The sequence below is a fragment of the Planococcus sp. VCh962 genome, from assembly GCF_057748275.1.
In genome coordinates, this window is the sequence record NZ_JBYLHS010000001.1 from 849534 (window position 1) to 868405 (window position 18872).

15 protein-coding genes are annotated in these 18872 nt (G+C 43.6%); 3 read left to right on the plus strand and 12 right to left on the minus strand.

Annotated features, from left to right (window positions below; all coding sequences use genetic code 11):
* Positions 1-80: 80 nt before the first annotated feature.
* Positions 81-872 (minus strand): hypothetical protein, encoded by a 792-nt coding sequence (locus AC3AQ9_RS04275; RefSeq protein WP_488306203.1) that lies wholly within the window; start codon positions 870-872, stop codon positions 81-83.
* Between the two features lie 237 nt (positions 873-1109).
* The gene (gene arsC, locus AC3AQ9_RS04280) at positions 1110-1529 is read right to left on the minus strand and encodes an arsenate reductase (thioredoxin) (RefSeq protein ID WP_488306204.1); all 420 of its coding nucleotides are present in this window, start codon (positions 1527-1529) and stop codon (positions 1110-1112) included.
* 211 nt (positions 1530-1740) lie between these two features.
* Here arsC and AC3AQ9_RS04285 point away from each other — a divergent pair, with 211 nt between their 5' ends.
* Together AC3AQ9_RS04285 and AC3AQ9_RS04290 are read left to right on the plus strand one after the other, a co-directional pair.
* Positions 1741-2511: an alpha/beta fold hydrolase gene (locus tag AC3AQ9_RS04285; RefSeq protein ID WP_488306205.1), complete on the plus strand. Its 771-nt coding sequence runs from the start codon at positions 1741-1743 to the stop codon at positions 2509-2511.
* Positions 2512-3624: 1113 nt separating this feature from the next.
* Positions 3625-4671 carry a helix-turn-helix domain-containing protein gene (locus tag AC3AQ9_RS04290; protein WP_488306206.1) on the plus strand — a complete coding sequence of 349 codons (1047 nt, stop codon included), beginning with the start codon at positions 3625-3627 and terminating at the stop codon, positions 4669-4671.
* Between the two features lie 24 nt (positions 4672-4695).
* On the opposite strand, the gene AC3AQ9_RS04295 is transcribed toward AC3AQ9_RS04290, so the two are convergent.
* Complete coding sequence (locus AC3AQ9_RS04295; protein WP_488306207.1) at positions 4696-5751, minus strand: glycosyltransferase; 1056 nt, start codon at positions 5749-5751, stop codon at positions 4696-4698.
* Between the two features lie 295 nt (positions 5752-6046).
* Between AC3AQ9_RS04295 and AC3AQ9_RS04300 the strand changes: the two genes are divergently transcribed.
* Positions 6047-6676 (plus strand): HAD-IA family hydrolase, encoded by a 630-nt coding sequence (locus tag AC3AQ9_RS04300; RefSeq protein WP_488306208.1) that lies wholly within the window; start codon positions 6047-6049, stop codon positions 6674-6676.
* Positions 6677-6818: 142 nt separating this feature from the next.
* On the opposite strand, the gene AC3AQ9_RS04305 is transcribed toward AC3AQ9_RS04300, so the two are convergent.
* The 9 genes from AC3AQ9_RS04305 to AC3AQ9_RS04345 form a co-directional block, all read right to left on the minus strand.
* Positions 6819-10997 carry a tetratricopeptide repeat protein gene (locus AC3AQ9_RS04305; protein ID WP_488306209.1) on the minus strand — a complete coding sequence of 1393 codons (4179 nt, stop codon included), beginning with the start codon at positions 10995-10997 and terminating at the stop codon, positions 6819-6821.
* Between the two features lie 277 nt (positions 10998-11274).
* Positions 11275-11832: a hypothetical protein gene (locus tag AC3AQ9_RS04310; RefSeq protein ID WP_488306210.1), complete on the minus strand. Its 558-nt coding sequence runs from the start codon at positions 11830-11832 to the stop codon at positions 11275-11277.
* A 365-nt stretch (positions 11833-12197) separates the two neighbouring features.
* Positions 12198-12479: a hypothetical protein gene (locus tag AC3AQ9_RS04315; protein WP_488306211.1), complete on the minus strand. Its 282-nt coding sequence runs from the start codon at positions 12477-12479 to the stop codon at positions 12198-12200.
* A gap of 629 nt (positions 12480-13108) precedes the next feature.
* Positions 13109-13492, minus strand: a complete 384-nt coding sequence (locus tag AC3AQ9_RS04320) for a DMT family transporter (RefSeq protein WP_488306212.1) — start codon at positions 13490-13492, stop codon at positions 13109-13111.
* A 320-nt stretch (positions 13493-13812) separates the two neighbouring features.
* The gene (locus AC3AQ9_RS04325) at positions 13813-14406 is read right to left on the minus strand and encodes an NADPH-dependent FMN reductase (RefSeq protein ID WP_488306213.1); all 594 of its coding nucleotides are present in this window, start codon (positions 14404-14406) and stop codon (positions 13813-13815) included.
* A 14-nt stretch (positions 14407-14420) separates the two neighbouring features.
* Positions 14421-15404: a ring-cleaving dioxygenase gene (locus tag AC3AQ9_RS04330; RefSeq protein ID WP_488306214.1), complete on the minus strand. Its 984-nt coding sequence runs from the start codon at positions 15402-15404 to the stop codon at positions 14421-14423.
* Positions 15405-15732: 328 nt separating this feature from the next.
* Entirely contained in the window at positions 15733-16299 is a 567-nt protein-coding gene (locus tag AC3AQ9_RS04335; protein WP_488306215.1) for an NADPH-dependent FMN reductase, read from the minus strand.
* 211 nt (positions 16300-16510) lie between these two features.
* The gene (locus AC3AQ9_RS04340) at positions 16511-17353 is read right to left on the minus strand and encodes an ABC transporter permease (protein ID WP_488306216.1); all 843 of its coding nucleotides are present in this window, start codon (positions 17351-17353) and stop codon (positions 16511-16513) included.
* Positions 17350-18348: an ATP-binding cassette domain-containing protein gene (locus AC3AQ9_RS04345; RefSeq protein ID WP_488306217.1), complete on the minus strand. Its 999-nt coding sequence runs from the start codon at positions 18346-18348 to the stop codon at positions 17350-17352. The genes AC3AQ9_RS04340 and AC3AQ9_RS04345 overlap by 4 nt, the downstream gene beginning before the upstream one ends.
* Positions 18349-18872: the final 524 nt, after the last annotated feature.

The window sequence follows — 18872 nt, forward strand, 5'->3', positions numbered from 1 at the left end:
CTTTCTTATTCTATACCCGAAATACCAGCAGCTACCCATTGTCCCTATAATTTCCCATAAAAAAAGAGCCCTAAAGGCTCTCAGTGTCTGTCTTCTGCAAAAAAGTTGGTGAGTTCCTGTTCGTATTGCTCCAGCCGTTCAAAGAAGCTGTATTCGTGCGTGGCATTATAAAACATGCCGTTCCGTAGCAGGTAGCTGTTCAGCTCCATGTAGAGCGTTTCATAGATGCTCATGAATTCGGGAGACGAATCCTGTTCGAAGCGGTCAAGGTAATAGGAGATGGCTTGGGTGTTTTTCTCCATTGTGTAGGGGTGCAAATCCGCCATGGAATAAATCGTGTAAAGAAAAGTCTGTTGGATGTGCTTGTCGTCAAAAAACAAGCCCTTATTCTCCAAAAACATCGGAAAATTGGTAAGGTACAGGTCATTGCCTTCCGGTGTCCGCTGAGTCAACGAAGCATGGGCTTGGCAGAAGAACTCCGACCAGAGCCGATAACCCCGGCGTTCCTTCCAGTCTTCGTAATTTGTGATATCGCTTTTCAATTTGTGATGCTCGATGGCATGCCCCAATTCATGGGTCAGAAGCATTTCAGTCAATCCCTTGATCGCTTCCACACCGATGATGCTCTTCAACCCATGCGGATAGTGAATCGCACGTCCTTCTTTGCTGTATTCGTCTTCTATGCCATACTCATTTTTTATGTATTCAGTGAAATATTTCCGTTCGGTAAAGAAGACGATGATTTCTATCTTATCCGCAAAATTAAAGTCTTCGTAAACGCTCATGGCACGTTCAATCAGTTGGTTTAAATCTTTACTGTTGGTATCTTCCAGTAATGCCAGGTAATGAATTCTGTTTGCCAATTTGTTCACTACGATACCTCCCTATCTTTTGTCCTTTTTTGTTGAAAAATGATTCTGGGTCAAATCTCCTCAACTCCTTTATTCTAGCAGGTTGAACGCAAAAAAGCCGCCCGGAGGACAGCTTCATCTTGTGTTTTTTTACCGGGACATTCCCAGTACATAGTCGGCTTACGGGGGTATCTCTTCATATTTCCGCCTGCACTTTAAATATGAAAGCCGATGAATGAGATCATCGGTTCCGTAGGATTAATGCCCATCTTCAGAAAATGTCTTGATGCGTCTGCCGATATCGTCCCGCACTTGTTGGAACACTTTCCATTTCTCTTCTTCTGTACCTTCCGCTTTTGCCGGGTCTTCAAAGCCCCAATGATTGCGTTGTACATGAGGCGGGGTCATCGGGCATTTGTCTGCTGCATCTCCGCAAAGCGTGATGACTAAATCTGCGTTGTTTAAAATCTGCGGATCAATCAAATCGGAAGTTTGTTCGGAGATGTCGATGCCGATTTCAGCCATTGCTTTCACCGCTTTCGGATTTAAGCCATGAGCTTCAATACCCGCACTGTATACTTTCCATTCTTTTCCTAAATATTCCTTTGCCCATCCTTCCGCCATTTGGCTGCGGCATGAATTTCCAGTGCATAAAAAGTAAATGGTCTTTTGTGTCATGTGAACTTCTCCTTTTTTTCAGCAAATGGTGTCTGTTGCCTGCTGATACAAGTCTGTCTCTACTACTTGAACTATAAAGCATTTCATTTTTGTGAGTCAAACTTAATTCACTCAACTTAGAATAGCATGCTGTTAAACGAAACTTTCAGCACGGATGAATCGTATAAGTATAAAGCGGATAAGCATGATGCAAAAGAAAAGAGGCTGGACAATGAAGTTATCTTATAAGGAGTATGGAAATCAAAGCGCACCGTTGATGATTTTTATCCACGGCGGCGGAGTCGGCGGCTGGATGTGGGACAAACAAGTCGAACATTTCAGCGGTTATCATGTAGTGGTCCCGGAACTCAATGGCCTAGAGACCGGTGAAGCCTTTTCCATCCAGGAATGCGCCGACCTGATCATTTCTTTTATAGAAAAACAGCGGCAAAACAAACCGGTCATCGCCATCGGTTTTTCATTAGGTGCCCAAATCTTATTGGCCGTGCTTGGCAAAAAGCCGGAATTGGTCGATTATGCAATGGTCAACAGCGCATTGGTGAAATCGCTGCCGTTTGCGGATGCCCTGATCAAAACATCTACCTTGCTTCAACCACTGACGAAAAACAAAACCTTCTCCAGGCTTCAAGCAAAGTCATTGTACATAGAAGAACCGCAGTTTGAAAGCTATTATCAGAACAGCTCACGATTGAAGAAACACGAACTCGCTGTCCTGCTGAAAGAAAATATGTCGTTTACACTGCCCGAGAACTTCAAAGCTGCCTCTGCGGATATTCTTGTAACGGCTGGCGGCAAAGAGCGGGGCATCATGAAAGAGTCGGTGATGGAAATCTTGAAAAGCAACCCCAATTGCAGAGCCATCACCTTTCCAGAAATCGGACACGGCATTTCATTGGCGAAGCCCGAATTGTTTAACCGCGTCATTGAAAATTGGCTGGCAGACATCGAATTCCCTGATGAAGTCATGGCGATAACCGATTGACTTAAATCTTTTGGGGAAAGTTTTCTCCTTGTCCACCCGTGCGGCGGACAGCTACCCGTTTTATCATATCGGAACCCAAAGCAGCGATTTAAGCGGGCCTAAAGAAAAGCCGAGACCCGGTAAAAGCTGCTTCGGCTCCATATGCTCTGGAATTCATCCTCTTAAAACCTTCATAACCCCCCTGAACTTTAGGCAAGCCGTTTTTTTATAAACAAACAGTGAAACGGGAAGTATTTTCGCCGGGAAGGAAAGTATTCTGGCGCGAAAGGAATGTATTTTACCTCGAAAGGAAAGTAAATCCAAATAAAGGAATAAAACTTTTGCCAATCGGGTTGATTTTCATTGAATGTGCCTTTTTTTGCTTGGTTGCCTGTTTTAATTTTCAAAATACACGTATGTAATGATGTATTTAAGGAATCAAAATATTCACTCTTAGAGAAAAACAGTTCATAAGCAAAATCTCCACTCTTCCACTCCACTTTTTTCTTATTCTCGTCACCTAAATCTTTTTGATTCCCTGAATATGGTAATGTGGAATAACAGGATCTCATTTCCATTCTTCAAATGACTCATTTGCAGTTATGCTCACCGTTTCAATTTTTACGGTGCATTAGACAATTCGACTGGAGGGCTCGTATGCTTAAATTCATTGATGATTTGGCGGGTGCCTTATGTGACCTGATGAAATTGTTTTGCTATTTCTTGGCGGGTGTTTTAGCTGTAAGTGCGGTCCTTTATGGAATCACCGGAATCATCCACCTCCTAATAAAGTTATTTTTTTAGATTTAGAAGCATGTCCAAGCGTCCATCATAGCCAATATCTTACCGCTTTTCCTCTTCACCAGGTTCTGGCCAAACAAAAATCCCACCCTCAAGACAATTGTCTTGGAGGTGGGATTTTCAAATCGCAGTGCTGTCTCTTCTTGCAGATCTAAAGACTTGTCCCGGTCAAAGCCACTCTTGCTCACCAATAACCGAAACATTGAATGAATTTTTTAAGAAAATAGAATCTTTTAAGGTTCTTTTAAGTTACGTCGTATAAATTTAAAGCAATAAAGAAAATCAGTTTAAACTGATCATTAACGCTTTTCACATCAATTAGGAGGGAAACCCATGAAAAAACTATATTCCGTTCAGCCAGAAGAAACAGCAGCGGTTAAAGTTGAATTTTCCCCCGTATGGGAGATGATTTTAGGAATTGCGGGGTATTCGAATAAACGCTTGCATGATAGCTATTATTTGGATGATACATGGCAGGCGAATCAAATTTCCATGTCTCCTGCGTTAGCAGAATCACTTAAAGAAGTTGAAAAAATGTCTTTATGGCATGGACTGATTCTGCTGCAGAATCAGTTTTCCGCCGGTTCTTTGGAAGAATTTAAAAAACGGTTAATTGAAACTCCTCCAAATACGTTTTACCACTTGCTTCTTCCTTATCGGGACCGGCATTGTGAAAAAATGAGATTGGAAGCAGCGCAGCAGCCCTTGCAAAAAAAGTTGCTGGAAGAGTATGCCGAACTTTTTAATAGTCATGAGTATCTGGGCAGATATGTTCTAAATATCGGAAAATATCCTCAACAAGAACTTTGCGAACTTCTAATCAATGTCTTAGAGGAATGGAGTGCCTGGGTTACACAACAGGAGTCTTGGGAAAAATGGATGCAGGCGCTTACTTTTGAAGAAGAATACCACGGCACATTAAAAACTGACGATCTTTTGACAGAAATTCATCGAGTGACAAGCGGCAGTGTCGATTATTTGCCGGAACCTTCCATCTGGACAGTTAAACTGATTCCTCAGATTTCCTATCGTCCATGGGTATTTGCCTGCCGTACAGCCGACACCAAACTGTTCTTTTATCCGGCCAATGAAGAATTTCTACTGGAGCCTGGCATCCCTTCGGACGAATTGATTCAAGGGCATAAAGCTTTAGGGGATGAGCTCCGCTTGAAATTGCTGCTGCAGCTACAAAAAGGGCCTTTATCCCTGCAGAAACTCAGCACCCAGTTCAACATCTCAAAAGGCACTCTTCACCACCAGCTTTCCTTGTTGAAAGCAGCCAAGTTTATTCAAGTGGAAAAAGGGGTTTATTCAATCAATCAAGCCAACATCGATGAATTTTCGGCGCAGCTTGTTCAATATTTGTCCACCGGCAGCTAAGCCGGTGGATTACAGCCCCACCCGTTAAACCCACTTTTTCTCTTTCGGCAAGCTTTTTTTCTTCATATAGCTTTTAAGCGAATAATATCGGTACAGCAGGCCAACCGATTGCCGCTTGATCATGGAACCGATCAGCTTTTTCTCCAAATTGCCTTCCTGGAAATAACAGGCTCGCTCATGCAGCCATTCATTATGGATGATTTCGCCTATATGCTTTCTTGTCAGTTCTGGCGTCAATGTGCTGTTCGGATGGAACAGATTCCAGAAACAGGTCATGACCCGCGAGGTATAGAAATTTTCGAACAGCACTTTATTGCTACCGGAATAGGCATCGTTTCTTTGCAGAAATTCCCTGACGGCTCCTTGCATCATTTGCATATTGTCGTATAAGTCCGGACGGAATTGGCTGGTGATGGAACTCGCATTTGAATCGATGTAATAGTAGAGGGCATCAGGAATGAGGCTGATTTGTTTGCAGTTTTCGATATAGCGCAGATTAAACAATAAATCTTCTCCCCAACTTACTTTTCTATCAAAAGACAGGCCCGAATCTTTAACCAGATCCGTTACATACAGCTTATTCCAATTAAAGTGGATGTAATAATGCTGGTACAGCACTCCAAAATCTTTTAAAAACTGCTCGTATGAAAATGTGCCGTTTCGCGGCATGCAAAAAACCTCAGATTTGATGATGCGGTCTCCCTGCGTCAGGATCTTTTGATAGCCGCATATGGCAAGCTGGCTCCCGCTTTCCATAGCTTGGACCAGCCGTTCCGTCATCTGGAGATCGATAAAATCGTCGGAATCCGCAAACTGGATATAATCACCAGTTGCTTCCGCAATTCCCCGGTTGCGTGCGGCAGATGGACCCGCATTCGCCTGATGGATCACTTTCACCCGTTTATCTTTTCTCGCATAGCTTTCACAAATCTCCCCGCTGCTATCAATGGATCCATCATTTACAAGAATCAGTTCAATCTCGGGATAAGTTTGATTGATCATACTGTCAATGCTTTTATGCAAATAATTTTCCGCGTTGTATACCGGGACAATCAAACTGACTAATTTATTTGAATCCATCGTACTCCTCCTGACTGTTAACTCTGTGGTGTCTCCCCATCTATTAATCCATATTCTTCAGCAGAAGCAAATTGATTTTCCTCTATCAAATCAGTATATCAATTTTTTATAAAAAGAAGAAAACAGAATTATGCAATTTTAGTTGTCTTTGTATAATTCTCCAACAGGAGAGAATGGCAAGAATAGTATAGAATGGGAGATGAAAAGATATTCTCAGCTTTTATTATGTTACTAGTCATCATTTTACTTTGGGCAGTAAGCAGGGTAAGTGAAAACCAAGAAAAGGTGGGATTTAATGAAATACATCATTTTTGATTTTGACGGGACTTTAGCCGATTCGACTCCACTCTTTATGCAGGCTTGGAATACGTTTGCGAAACAATTTAACTACCTGCCGGTCAATCAAGAAGATCTGGTGACTTCCAGAAACTTGACGATTCAGCAACGGGCAAAGAAATATGGCTTTCCGATGCACAAAATACCGATTATCCTTCCGAAGGTTTACCAATATTTCAAAGCGCATATGAATGAGGTGGCTCTTTTTGACGGAATCAAGGAAATGCTGGAAGCTTTGGCGCACAACGGCTACAAAATCGTAATCATTTCATCCAACGCACAAGAGAATATTGAGTTGTTTCTGCGGCAGGAAGGAATTGAGACGGTATCACAAGTACTGACTTCGAACCGTATTTTCGGCAAGGATGCCGTCATCCGTAAATTCATGAAACAGCAGAACCTCACAGCTGACCAATTATTATATGTCGGAGATGAAGTGCGGGATATTCTCGCCTGCAACAAAGTTTCTGTGCCTTTTGCCTGGGTCAGCTGGGGACTCGATGGCTATGAGTTGATAAAAAAGGAAAATCCGAAATTCGTCGTTCATACGCCGAAGGAATTGATAGCGGCCTTAAATTTGAAAAATTGATTCGCGCCCTCCATTTTTGAACAAACAAAATATTTTTCTGGAAATTGATAAAGAGCAATGGCTTCCATTTGATGGCCATTGCTCTTTCAACAGTTCTATTTTTCATTAAGGCATTTTTCAGGTGGGGTTTCCTGATTTCGGCTCAGGCATACTCTCCAATTAAGGCTTCCAGTTCATCAAGAATCGGTTCGAAAAGCGGTTCTTCCACTGCAGTGTGGATGTAATGGGCCCCTTCTTCCATATTGAACACATGCTGGAGATGATTTTTCGCCGCTTGTTGATTGCCCAGCAGCATTTCACAGCGGGCCAGTTCATAATAGGCCGGCAAGTAATCCGTTTCTTCTTCCTTTAAAGAAGTCAAAATGCCGCGTGCCATTGCCTCTTCGTTCACCGCAATATACGCCATCCCGAGAGAAAGGCGGACCCATTCATGGTCTTTCAGCTCTTCCGGCAGACGGCTTTCAAAGCCTTTGACTTCTTCTGGGCGTTGGTCTGCCAAAAGATGCAGCAGCTGAATATAGCCTTCCGCATGATAAGGGTCAAGGTGGATGGCAAGTTCATACTGCTCCAGCGCTTTCTCGGTTTCGCCGATTGCCGCCAAGGCTTCCCCTCTCAATAGCAGGACCCGGGCATCGAACGGCTGCTGTTCATGCAGTTTCCGTGCCTGAACAGCGGCTGCGCGGGCAAGCTTATAGGACTCTTTTTCCTCCGCCAATTGTAGATTCGCTTGGATTAGCAGCAACGCCGCTTCGTAATTGCTGGTGCGTTCGACAAAAGGCTTCAGTTCGTCAATGGCTTCCTTTGCCATCCCTCTCGACAGGTAGAGTGTAGCCAAATGCATGACTGGAACTTCGTTTTCCGGAAGGCGTTTGATTGCTTCTTCATACAATGCGATGATGTGGCTGATGGTGCGCAGTGAACGTGTATTATGCCGAAGTTTCGAAATAAAGCCTTTAGGCTCTTCTTGTTCAAATTCTTCGTACCAGAGTGCCAAGTAATCTGCACAATACATTTTAGCCATGGCCAGTTCATCACCGGAAAGTTGTTGCTTCAGCCTTTTGTCAATTTCATTGGTTTTGCCGATTTTGCTGAGCATCATGACATATTTCTCATACAGCCCCATCAAATCTGGATATTCTGTGATCATTTCTTCCAATAACAGGGCGGCTCGTTTAAAATCGCCTCTGCGTTCGCAATATTCTACATGATCGAAATGCGAGGTATATGCTCCGTTGACTGTTTTTGCTTGTATGAAAAGATTTTCGGCATCTTTCAATCTGCCTTCTTTTTCCGCGCAATGCGCTTTAGCAGACAGCAGCCATTCTTCCGGTACTTTCTCCGCGAGTTTTTCAAGTGCTTTCGAGATGATCTTGACCGACTTGTCGGTATCGACAAGGGAGAAAAATTCTACAAAATCAAGTTCCAAAGGATCGCTCTCAAAAACGTTCATGGCCGCTGTAAATGCACGAGCTTTGTTGTCTAAAGCCATATACGTGCGCATCAAGGCGCTATGTGCCAAAGTAACACCCGGCTCCAGTTCTGTACAGCGGACATAATTCCAAATCGCTTTTTCCAAATCGCCTTTTTTCTCTTCCAAGAGCCCGAGCCGGTAATAAGCTTGCGGGTCTTCCGCTATTTCCACTGCCTGCTGGTACAAGCGGCGGGCATAGCGGTGATTATCAGCATGTTCATGCAGCTGCCCTTCAATGATTAGCAGTTTTCCGTCTGATTCAGCGCTTTTTATTTCTTTGATTTTTTGCAGCACCCGTGTGCGGAAAAGAGGTTCTTCCCCATATTCGGCATATTTTTCTGCCAGGTCATGAAATTCTTCACGGTCCCGGTCTGCAAGGCCGTTTTCAAGCAGAACCAGAGCCTGCTCTTTTCCTTTAAATTCCGGCCACTCTTCCCAAAGCATCGAAGCAGTTCGGATGAAATAGCCGGTATCACCTTTTTCCGCATACTCCATCATCCACTCACTGGCTTCCATGAACCGTTCTTGTTTGATGAGGGCATGAGCGATGTGCGTGACTGCGAACAAGTCATCCGGATCAAGTTCCAGTGCTTTCCGGTATTCGGCTTCCGCTGCTTTGAACTTTTGCTGCTCCATGGAAACGTGGCCCCGGTACATATGCAGCACATCAGGGGTTTCGACAACTTCTATGCCCTCATTGAGAACATTTAGGGCTTCCGGCCAAGCTTCAGCATCCATATGGATTTCTGCAATCCTCAAATAAGGAAAGGGCTGCAGAGGGTCCATTTGAATGGATCGCTTGAAGGACTCGATCGCTTGGCCGTCTTCTCCAAGCTGTTGCAGACAGCAGCCAGCCTGGTAGACGAAAAATTCATCATCGGGCTCTTCCTCAGCCAATTTCCGGAAACGTTTCAGCGCTTTTTCATAAGCCCCTGTTTCATACTGGATCAAGCCATGGGTGATTTGGACGGGAATATCGGATGGCAGCTGATCCAATGCAATTTTTGACCATTTATAGGCTTGAGAGGTCTTTCCAATTTCAAGATAACAGCGGGCTAGGCGGCTATAGGCGGCTGGCTGATAATGGTCCATTTCGATTGACCGCTTTAACAGCGGAATCGCTTGTAAGTATGAATCTTGTTTCATCAAAACAGCGCCTTTCAAATACAGGGCATAAGGGCTCTTTTTTCCGTTCACGTGAGCCAGGCAAGCAAGCGCCTCCGGCAGCTGGTCTTTCAAATAATGCATATGTGCTGCCAAAAGGGCCACTTCTTCGTCTGTATCCCCAAACTCTTTCTGCAGCCTTTCCAGCCATTTTTCATGCAGCGCTTTGGCTTCATCAGAAAACAGGGAGGCCAGTCCGATGACCGCCGCGTACCGCTCTTCAATATGGGCATTCAAGAAAGCGATAAAAGCCGGGCTTTCTTCTTCTGATTCCTCTTCTTCATCCAGGAATTTATAAAGCTCGTCAAAAAAGCGGTGCTCGTTGTCATCCAAAAGCGACAACAGATGCTGGTGTTCATCCTTCAGAAAAATCATGCTGAGGGAATCAGACATTTTATAGGCTGCTGTTAAATCCGAGTAAGGCAGCAGAAACGGTGCCATATCGTTTGGATCTTGAATGATCAGTCCCTGGAGCCGGTCATCATAGCCGATGACCACTTGGACATGGGCACTGTTCTCGACCATCATACTGAGAAGGATGGGGAGCCCGTTGTCTATAAATTGCTTATACAATTCCAATGAGCCCTTGAAATACCGCGCTTTCAAACCGTGTGACTCCATATATGACATGGTAGTCCGAAGCTTTGTGCCTGTTACATCAAAAATATGCGAAGCGATTTCATCTTGGCTGATTTCTTTTCCGAAAGCTTCCATTATAAGTGACAGCGAAGCCGGTACACAATAATTCATTTTTTGGACCTTGGGTGTCAGTTTAAGCCTTGTTATTTTTTCATCTTTGCGGATGGTGTTCTTGCCGTACACCGTATTTTTTAAGGGTTCTGGGTGGGCATTGACCCAGCGCCCCAATTCTTCCCATCGTTCCAGCTTATACAGGCACGCCGCTGTCAAATAAATAAAATAGTCCCGGTGCACATGAAACGGATTTTTTTCGTCGATTTCTTTCATCTGGCGAATCGCGTCTTCATACCGCTCGAGAAGGAAATAGCTTCTGACAAGTTCAGCACGGTATGTCCAATCTTCAGGATCGAGCGCATTCCCTTCCTCCAGTACAGCTAGTGACTCAGCCCTTTTTCCTGTCATAGCCAGTACATCTGCATAACCCAGCCGCACAAAACGGTGCCGATCTGAATTTTTTTCAGCCATTGCTTGTTTCAAAATCGATTCAGCTTGTTCCCATTCCCCGCTGTGCACATAATAAAAGCTTTCCAGATCTGGCCAGATCATGCCTTTGATTTCCTTGATTTTTTCCAGCTGTTCTTTGGCTTCCGGGAGCCGATTCAATTGGCTGAATACGCGGAGCAGCAATTGATGTGCAGAAGCTAGCTCGTCAGCCGAATAACTGTCATTTGCAACGCCTTGCAGCCGCCCGAGCATCCGTTCTTCTGCTTCCAGGCTTCTCCCTGTTTCCATGAGCCTGCCGCAATGCCAGCTAAAAGACCGAAGCGTACCGAAACGCTTGTGTGCCTGGGTTGCCAATAAATTGCTGTATTTATAAAGATCCGCTTGATCCCCTAGTTGAATCAAGCGATAAAAATCGTCTTCCGTCTCTAATTCTGCTAGCCATTCTCGGAAATTCTTGATTGAGCGCTTCGCCCACAACTGGCGAATGGCTTCAATCAGATCATCTGCCGTTTTTATGTCTTTTGGTGTAAAATCGATATACATTTTCTTTCTCCCCTTGTTCCCCAAAATTTGTGGTTGATTCATTATATGTTGGAAAATTATAGGTTTCAAGAGCTTTTTTAGTTCTATTAAATTTACTTTACTTTGTGCTCTTACTTCTTAATCGCAGCTTTAGATTTTATTGCTTTTATATAGAGAATTGCGGCTAAAGTGAAGTTGATTTTTCTTTAGCCAAATACCCCCATCTACTGAGGAATAGATAAAAAAACCCTTTCCTCACTACGAGGAAAGGGGATATCTATAGGTCTTCTATTGATTTTTATGAGTTTACTAAATCTTCAACCGGATCCGCGACCGGTTCTTCAACTGGCAGTTCAACTGCCGGTTCATCTACACCGGGTTCAACAGCTTCAGGTACTTCTTCAATGACATCAATGGTCTCTAGCAGACTTTGAGTTTCAACTGCGGACTCAAATGCTGAATTTAAACCTAATTTTACCGCAACAATCTCTGATGAACTGTCATCAAATTTCTTTAACACTGCTTCCAGCTGATTGGTTGAAGCTCCCAGCTTTCCAAATACAGAGTTTATTTGTTCTTGATACTTTAGATATTCTTCATAACTTAAATTCTCAACACTCTCCAACTCTGAAGTGATGCCAGAAACTTGAGAAGTTGCATCCGAAATTCGCTTTTCAATGGGATTTAGCCGATGAGTTAAATCTGCCCCGCTTTTAATAGCGTTGCCTTGCTCTACTTTTACTGCTGCATTGGCTTTTACATCAGCGTTAGGGCTTGCAGCTAATGTGCCTTGTGCACCTAAAGTCAATCCGATTGCTAATGCTGGTGCTGTAAATTTTAAAAGCGATTTTTTCATCTGATATCTTCCTCCCTTATAAAAAATATCTTACAGGGAATGTATACCTCATGTGTTCTCAAATATGCGCAAAAAGTATTTATTTAACATTAAAAAAAATTTTGTAATAAAAAGTAATAAATTTAATGTAACTGCTTATCTTTGCTTCGCGCCAAGCCTTCTGGAGGAAAGATGCGCTCCAGCTTTCCCCGTTAATGTCCTCTAGAAAAAAGAAGCATCCGTTAATTTCTGCGAATTTATATTAGCTCAACATTAAATTCGGCGTAAAAACAACTTTCAGTCGGATATAGGGCCATTCAAAAGATGGCGTTTTCAGATTCAGTTTTGGTCTCTGCACGATCTTTTCTCGACATCTTCTAACTTCATTATTTCACTTCTTGACGGTTCACCCTTTCTGTCATCTTCTTATAAGCAAACAAAAGAAATCCACATATCAAAGCCACCCCGATAAAAGAGCCCGTAATGAAAAAAGGCGAAACAGTCATGCCAAATGCAACTTCTTGCTGAAGCATTTCTGTCTGCGCCGATGCCCGAATCCTATTCGGCTGGTAAAGAACGGTCTTTACAAAATCAACGGCAAAAGTCATCACAAAATACACAGCATGAATAGCAGCTGAAGCAATCAATGCTTGGAAAACAATTTTCATTCTTTAATCCTCTTTTCTTAAATTCATTCAGTTCCCATTTTTAGTTTTTTTTACTAAAATTTAGTATACCAATAAATATGAATTCTAACCAAGAGGTTTTTAAATTTTCAATTAGTGTTAATGAACAATCTATGCTTTGTCCAAAACTCATACATTTTGAACGGAAACAACGCATGTATTCCCTTATCTCGAACAATAAAGCCCCATGCTTTTAAATAGCGTGGGGCTTTATTATAACGGAATTTCTGTATGCGTTTATTATTTCGTACAAATAGGAGCCGTAGTCCGTGTTGCATCCGGAATATCCCTGCTGCCTAAGCATGGAAGTAACATTGCCTCCATGTTAGGTTCCGTGGTTGACAACATAAAGCATCATATCTTGGTAAGAGCATGGTCAGTTGCCTATTTGGTTAAAGCGTCTACCCGGTTTTTCAGTTCGCCGTCACCAATTCTTCCGGCAGTTCATGCAGATGATCAATAACCTCATTACTTGCCCATTTCTGGTAATCAAATATTTTCAAAGCGGTGTTTGGCATAGATCAGTTCCTTTTCCGATTAGCAGGAAGCAAACAATGCTAGAAAACTTCACTTCAAAGTAATAGAAATCAAACTGAGTCTTATAACTGCCTTCATTCTGCAGAATCACTTGAAGCAGTCACGGCCACTCTTCTATCATCATTCTTTGTTTCGTTATGTCCCGGTCCGAACAGATTCAAAATAACTACCCCTATCAAAATGAGAATGATTCCAGTAACGCTGGCAAAGTTTATTTTCTCTTTCCAGATCAGAACAGATATCACCGTGGTAGCCACCATCCCTAGCCCCGACCAAATTGCGTAAGCAGCATTCAATGGAATGTTTTTTAGCGCCAAAGATAAAAAGAAAAACGAAAAAACAAAAGCCGCCAGCATACCCAGTGTAGGAAGCAGCTTTGAAAAGCCTTCAGAAGCTTTTAATAATGATGATCCGATCAATTCTCCGATTATGGCTAGTGACAAGTACAGATACGACATGTTGAATAAACCTCCTAAACTGGCTGAATATCACTTGGTAACTACAAAAACACAGCGACCTTATGCAAAATATCTGGAATGACCAATTAAATCCACCTTCTTTATCATGATACGCGGATTGAAACCGGCGGTAAATAAAAATGAGAAAACCAAAGAACATTGAACCTTATAAGTACTTTCCCATTGTATGATTCAAATTATAACGGATGCATCAATTATAAGCAGTTACCGGTAAACAAGATTTTAAAAAACAAAAAGAAACCGCCAATTGGCGATTTCTTTTTTATATTGTATTTACATTTATTGTGCTTTGAGACTGATTAGCGGATGGTTTTCAAGGCTGTTGCCCATGGGATAACCTGGTCGAGCATCTGGTTGACCGAATCCGCTTGGACCGGCGCCGCTTTCAGTTCCGCGCCGTTCTCGAAATCCGTGAACAGCGACAATGCCGGGTGGACGCGGACGTCCGCTACCGACAATTCCCCGAGGATGCCGCGCAGATGTTCCGCTGCCCGTGCACCGCCGACCGAGCCGTACGACACGATGCCGGCTGCTTTGTTGTTCCACTCTTCGCGCAGGTAATCGAGTGCGTTTTTCAAAGAACCGGTGATCGAGTGGTTGTATTCCTGTGCGATGAAGACGAAGCCGTCCTGTGCTGCAACTGCTTGAGACCAGGCAGCTGCACCCGTAGCGTCGCCACCGTTTTCGCCCAATAGCGGCAATTTATAATCCGCGATGTCGATGATCGTGTAGTTTGCGTCGCCGCGTTTGTCTGCCAGTTCTTTGACCCAGTTTCCGACCTGCGGGCTCAAGCGCCCTTCCCGTGTGGATCCCAAGATGATGCCGATGTTTAGTTTTGTCATAGTTTTTTCCTCCTGTTGTTTTGATCCGAAAAATTTATCAAATATACCCATATGTTTTCTTCTCCTCACAAATACTCTTTTTCGAACGTACGCGTACTGCGCACGGTGTCGATCGGCCGTACCATTTTTTCAATTTGTTCGCGTTTTGGTTCTAGGAACGGTGGCAGCGACAATTTTTCCCCTACCGTTTCGTACGGCTCATCGCCCATGAATCCGGGACCGTCTGTCGCCCACTCGAATAGAATTCCTGGAGCCACTCGGGCATATAACGATTCGAAGAAGAAGCGATCCACATAGCCGGAAGTGCCGAAGCCAAACCCTTCCATACGGTCGATCCACTCTTTCAATACGCTCGTGTCTTCCACACGGAATGCCGCATGGTGGACAGTTCCGAAGCCTTGACGGCCAGCAGGTAATACCACGTTGTGCTCAACAATCACTTGTGCACCGTTTCCGCCTTCCCCGACTTCAAACAAATGCAGCGATCCGTCTTTGGCTACTTCGCGCATCAGCATGGCTTTTTCCAGCACTTCTTTTAAATAGTCAAACTCAGCGATTCGCACATGTATTGGACCTAAACCGGTAATGGCGAATTCCAACGGCACCGGGCCGTTCTGCCAAGGAGTGCCGGATGCAACGCCTTCGTTATGCTCGTCCGACACCAGCATATATTGCTGGTCATCAAAATCAACGAAAGACAGGGTTTTCTTGCCGAAAAGTTCCTGGATGTCCTTGTGTTTCACGCCGTATTTATCGAAACGCTTGACCCAGTAACTCAGCGCTTCATCGGTTGGCACTCGGAAAGCCGTTTTGTAGATTTCGTTCGTCCCATGCGTCCCTTTCGGAATTCCAGGAAAATCAAAAAACGTCATATCCGTTCCGGCGGAGCCTTTGTCATCGGCGAAGAATAAATGATAAGTCTGGATATCGTCCTGGTTGACCGTTTTTTTAACTAAGCGCATACCCAGGACATGGGTGAAAAACTCATAGTTCTTTTCGGCGCTGCTTGTGATGGCAGTGACGTGGTGAATTCCTTTTATTTCATTCATGTTCTTCTCTCCTTTTACTAAATGCTATCAATTATCTTGAAATCAAGATATACATTTAAAAAAATTTAACACTTGATAGGCAATTTTTAGATGTCATTTTTATATTTTTCATCCGAAGCTCATAAAATGGAGCATGCCGTTTCAAATTATTACTACGAAACTATTTATCTTTAATTCAAGATAATCTTAACATGCTTAAATTTGTACGTCAACCTATTGAATTGAATCGACATTATAGTTCTAGAATAATATATTCTTAATTTGATGGATAAAACAAAAAAGCAGCCTCAGATTCCAGGCTGCTTCATAAAATGAAAAGTATCATTTTTTATTGTTTATTTCGTAGTGGCTGCAATGCATTGGTCCAGGCATTGACTTGATCAAGCATTACATTGACTGATTTTCCATGGACGGCTGCCGGTTTAAATTCGCTCATATTCACGAAGTCTGTAAATAAGGACATTGAAGGATGTGCCCGGACTGTCGCCACTTGCAATTCCGCCATAATAATCCGCAACGCCTCTGTTGCGCGGACTCCGCCTGCCGAGCCGTAACTGACAATGCCCGCGGCTTTGTTATTCCACTCGATATACAAATAGTCGATTGCATTCTTTAAAGCTGAAGTCACCCCTCTGTTGTATTCAGGGCAAATAAAGACATAACCATCCAGTTCGGCAATTTTCTTTGACCAAGGAATCGCTTCAGGTGTTTGATAATCTTGGCTATAAGCGGCAGAAATAGGTTCCGCGTACATCGGGAGGTTATATTCTGCCAAATCCACGATTTCATAGTCTGCGTCTCCCCGCTGGTCCGCAATGCCTTTCACCCATTGTGCCACTTGCAGGCTTTTGCGCCCCGGCCGTGTGCTTCCAGTAATAATACCGATTTTTGTCATGTTCTCCATTCCTCCTCAACTTTAATAAAGTGAATCGAAAGAAAAGTTATTGATTGATACGCTTTCATCATATAGGAAGAATGACCGAAGTTCAATGATATTTCTGACTATTCAAGTCTGATGTTTTGGCAACAATATACGAGTATAAAAGTTTTTTAGGTTCAAATTAAAAAGAAGTTGAAATGATCCTTCAACTTCTTTTCCTCACTTTTCATTGCTTGTTTCGGTAAAGGTAAATGGTAATAGGCGCAAAAATAGCCGTCATGGCCAAGGAGACGATGAGCACCCACACCACTTGTTCCGCCGTAGCCGTTCCATGCATCGCGCCGCGCACTGCCGTCGCCAGTATCGAGATCGGATTGATCTCAACGAACGCCTGCAACCAAGTCGGCAATGTTTGCGGGTCTACAAACACATTACTGACAAAAGTAAGCGGGAACAGGAACAGGAAACTGATCATCATCAATGATTTCTCGGAACGCACAATTAACCCGAATACTGTCCAAATCCATGACAAGCTGAAAGAGAAGATTAAAATCAAAATAATGGCGCCAAGAACACCCATAAGCCCTCCTTCAGGACGAAATCCAAGTGCAAATCCGAGGCCGATCATAATTAGGGATGCCATTGAATAGCGAACGACATCAACAAGCAAGGAACCGACTAAAGCGGATGGCAGCCAAATGGGCAATGTGCGGAAGCGGTCAAAAATGCCTTTTCGAATGTCATTGTTTAAATCGATCCCTGTATACATGGTAATTTGGGCAACCGTCATGACCAGTATGCCAGGAAGCAGAAATTGAAGGTACTCAGCAGTTGAACCGGCAATGGCGCCGCCGAATAGATAAGTGAACATCAGCAGGAAAATCACTGGAAAAACCGTGACATCAAACATTTGTTCAGGAACATGTTTGATGCGCAACAGTGCCCGAGTAGCGAAAGTGAGCGTAGAAGAAATGGCGCTTGGCGGTTTTGGCCGAGTGCTTGAAGCGATGGATTCGGAAAGCCGTCCATCACTTGATTCTCTTTCACGTTGTTCAATGTAATCCGTCATGATACCCCCTCCTCGGTTTTTGTTTCCTCAGTAGTTGTATGGCCGGTTAAAGTAAGAAATACTTCGTCGAGGCTTGGGCGCCCAAATGAAAAGTCACTGACCACAATGTCTTCTCTCGCTACGTCCCTGAGGGCATCCGCCACCAGTGCAGGATCGTTTATTTGGGCTGTCAGCATATTGGAATCGGAAACAAAGTGAACAGGAACCGAAAGACTGGTTTCAAGTATTTGCACGGCCCTTCTTCTTTGGGCAGCATCGACAAGCTGTATATTCAAAGTCCCGCTGCCTACAGACGCTTTCAATTCGCTGCTCGTGCCTTCGGCGATGATTTTGCCTTGGTTGATGACGGCAATACGGTCTGCCAGTTGGTCTGCCTCTTCCAAGTATTGAGTGGTCAGCAGCACGGTAGTTCCGGCGCTGACCAGCGCACGAATAATATCCCACACTTGGTTGCGGCTTCTGGGATCCAGTCCGGATGTAGGCTCATCAAGAAACAGCAAATCTGGAGTTACGACGAGGCTGGCTGCAATATCAATGCGGCGGCGCATCCCTCCGGAATAGTTTTTCACTTGGCGTTTTGCTGCATCTTGCAAGCCGAAAGCACTTAAAAGGTCTTTTGCACGCAATTTTGCCTCTTTGCGTCGGTACCCCATCAATCTTGCCACCATGACCAAGTTTTCCATGCCGGTCAGATCTTCATCAATCGATGCATATTGGCCGGTCAAACTGATCCGGCTTCTGATAGCATCACCTTCATTGCTAAGGTCATGGCCAAAAACACGTGCGTATCCTTCATCAGGCTTCATCAATGTAGCAAGCATACGAATAGTAGTCGTCTTCCCCGCACCATTGGGTCCTAGAAAACCATAAACCGTTCCTCTCTGAATCGCTAAATCTACTCCGTCCACAGCGCGGTGCTTGCCAAAAACTTTGACAAGCCCTTTTGCTTCAATGGCCAAGTCATTTATTTTCGGCTGCTTTTCTATATTTTTCACGATTCTCACCCTTTCGGTTCAAATAGCTGAGCAGCATTTTTCCGGCTTTCCCGCATAAACTGGAAATCTGTAAGATCAGGGAAGACGAATAAATAATGCCTTTTAACAAAGTAAATCTAGTTGCCTTCAGGAATAGAGCCGTATATGTATAGGAAAGATTCAGTTTTATGAAAAGTTGTGAACGGAACGTATGTTCCTACCTTTTTAGGATTCCCCCTATGCATCTAATGTAAACCTTAATAATGGAATTTTCTGATTTTTATTATCGGCAGAAAAACCTATATTTCAATTGTTGGCCTTTCACCAGATGGGTGCCATTGATTTAACCTACCAAGCTTTCATGGAAATTCATGTTCAAATAGATGGATTCTGTACGATTAACTTGTTCGTGTCTGAAGGCAATTACTGTTATTTTACTGAAATTGTTTTAGGGCGGGATGGCACGAATCAAATATAAAAAAAGTCGAAGGATTAATCATTCAAACAGCTGTAAAAGCAAAATTACAGTGTTCCGAATTGCGGTT

What these genes read in the sequence shown, in the direction of transcription:
- arsC (WP_488306204.1), bottom strand. Translation starts at nt 1,529, where the DNA reads ATGACACAAAAGACCATTTACTTTTTATGCACTGGAAATTCATGCCGC.
- AC3AQ9_RS04285 (WP_488306205.1), top strand. Translation starts at nt 1,741, where the DNA reads ATGAAGTTATCTTATAAGGAGTATGGAAATCAAAGCGCACCGTTGATG.
- AC3AQ9_RS04290 (WP_488306206.1), top strand. Translation starts at nt 3,625, where the DNA reads ATGAAAAAACTATATTCCGTTCAGCCAGAAGAAACAGCAGCGGTTAAA.
- AC3AQ9_RS04295 (WP_488306207.1), bottom strand. Translation starts at nt 5,751, where the DNA reads ATGGATTCAAATAAATTAGTCAGTTTGATTGTCCCGGTATACAACGCG.
- AC3AQ9_RS04300 (WP_488306208.1), top strand. Translation starts at nt 6,047, where the DNA reads ATGAAATACATCATTTTTGATTTTGACGGGACTTTAGCCGATTCGACT.
- AC3AQ9_RS04305 (WP_488306209.1), bottom strand. Translation starts at nt 10,997, where the DNA reads ATGTATATCGATTTTACACCAAAAGACATAAAAACGGCAGATGATCTG.
- AC3AQ9_RS04310 (WP_488306210.1), bottom strand. Translation starts at nt 11,832, where the DNA reads ATGAAAAAATCGCTTTTAAAATTTACAGCACCAGCATTAGCAATCGGA.
- AC3AQ9_RS04315 (WP_488306211.1), bottom strand. Translation starts at nt 12,479, where the DNA reads ATGAAAATTGTTTTCCAAGCATTGATTGCTTCAGCTGCTATTCATGCT.
- AC3AQ9_RS04320 (WP_488306212.1), bottom strand. Translation starts at nt 13,492, where the DNA reads ATGTCGTATCTGTACTTGTCACTAGCCATAATCGGAGAATTGATCGGA.
- AC3AQ9_RS04325 (WP_488306213.1), bottom strand. Translation starts at nt 14,406, where the DNA reads ATGGGTATATTTGATAAATTTTTCGGATCAAAACAACAGGAGGAAAAA.
- AC3AQ9_RS04330 (WP_488306214.1), bottom strand. Translation starts at nt 15,404, where the DNA reads ATGAATGAAATAAAAGGAATTCACCACGTCACTGCCATCACAAGCAGC.
- AC3AQ9_RS04335 (WP_488306215.1), bottom strand. Translation starts at nt 16,299, where the DNA reads ATGACAAAAATCGGTATTATTACTGGAAGCACACGGCCGGGGCGCAAA.
- AC3AQ9_RS04340 (WP_488306216.1), bottom strand. Translation starts at nt 17,353, where the DNA reads ATGACGGATTACATTGAACAACGTGAAAGAGAATCAAGTGATGGACGG.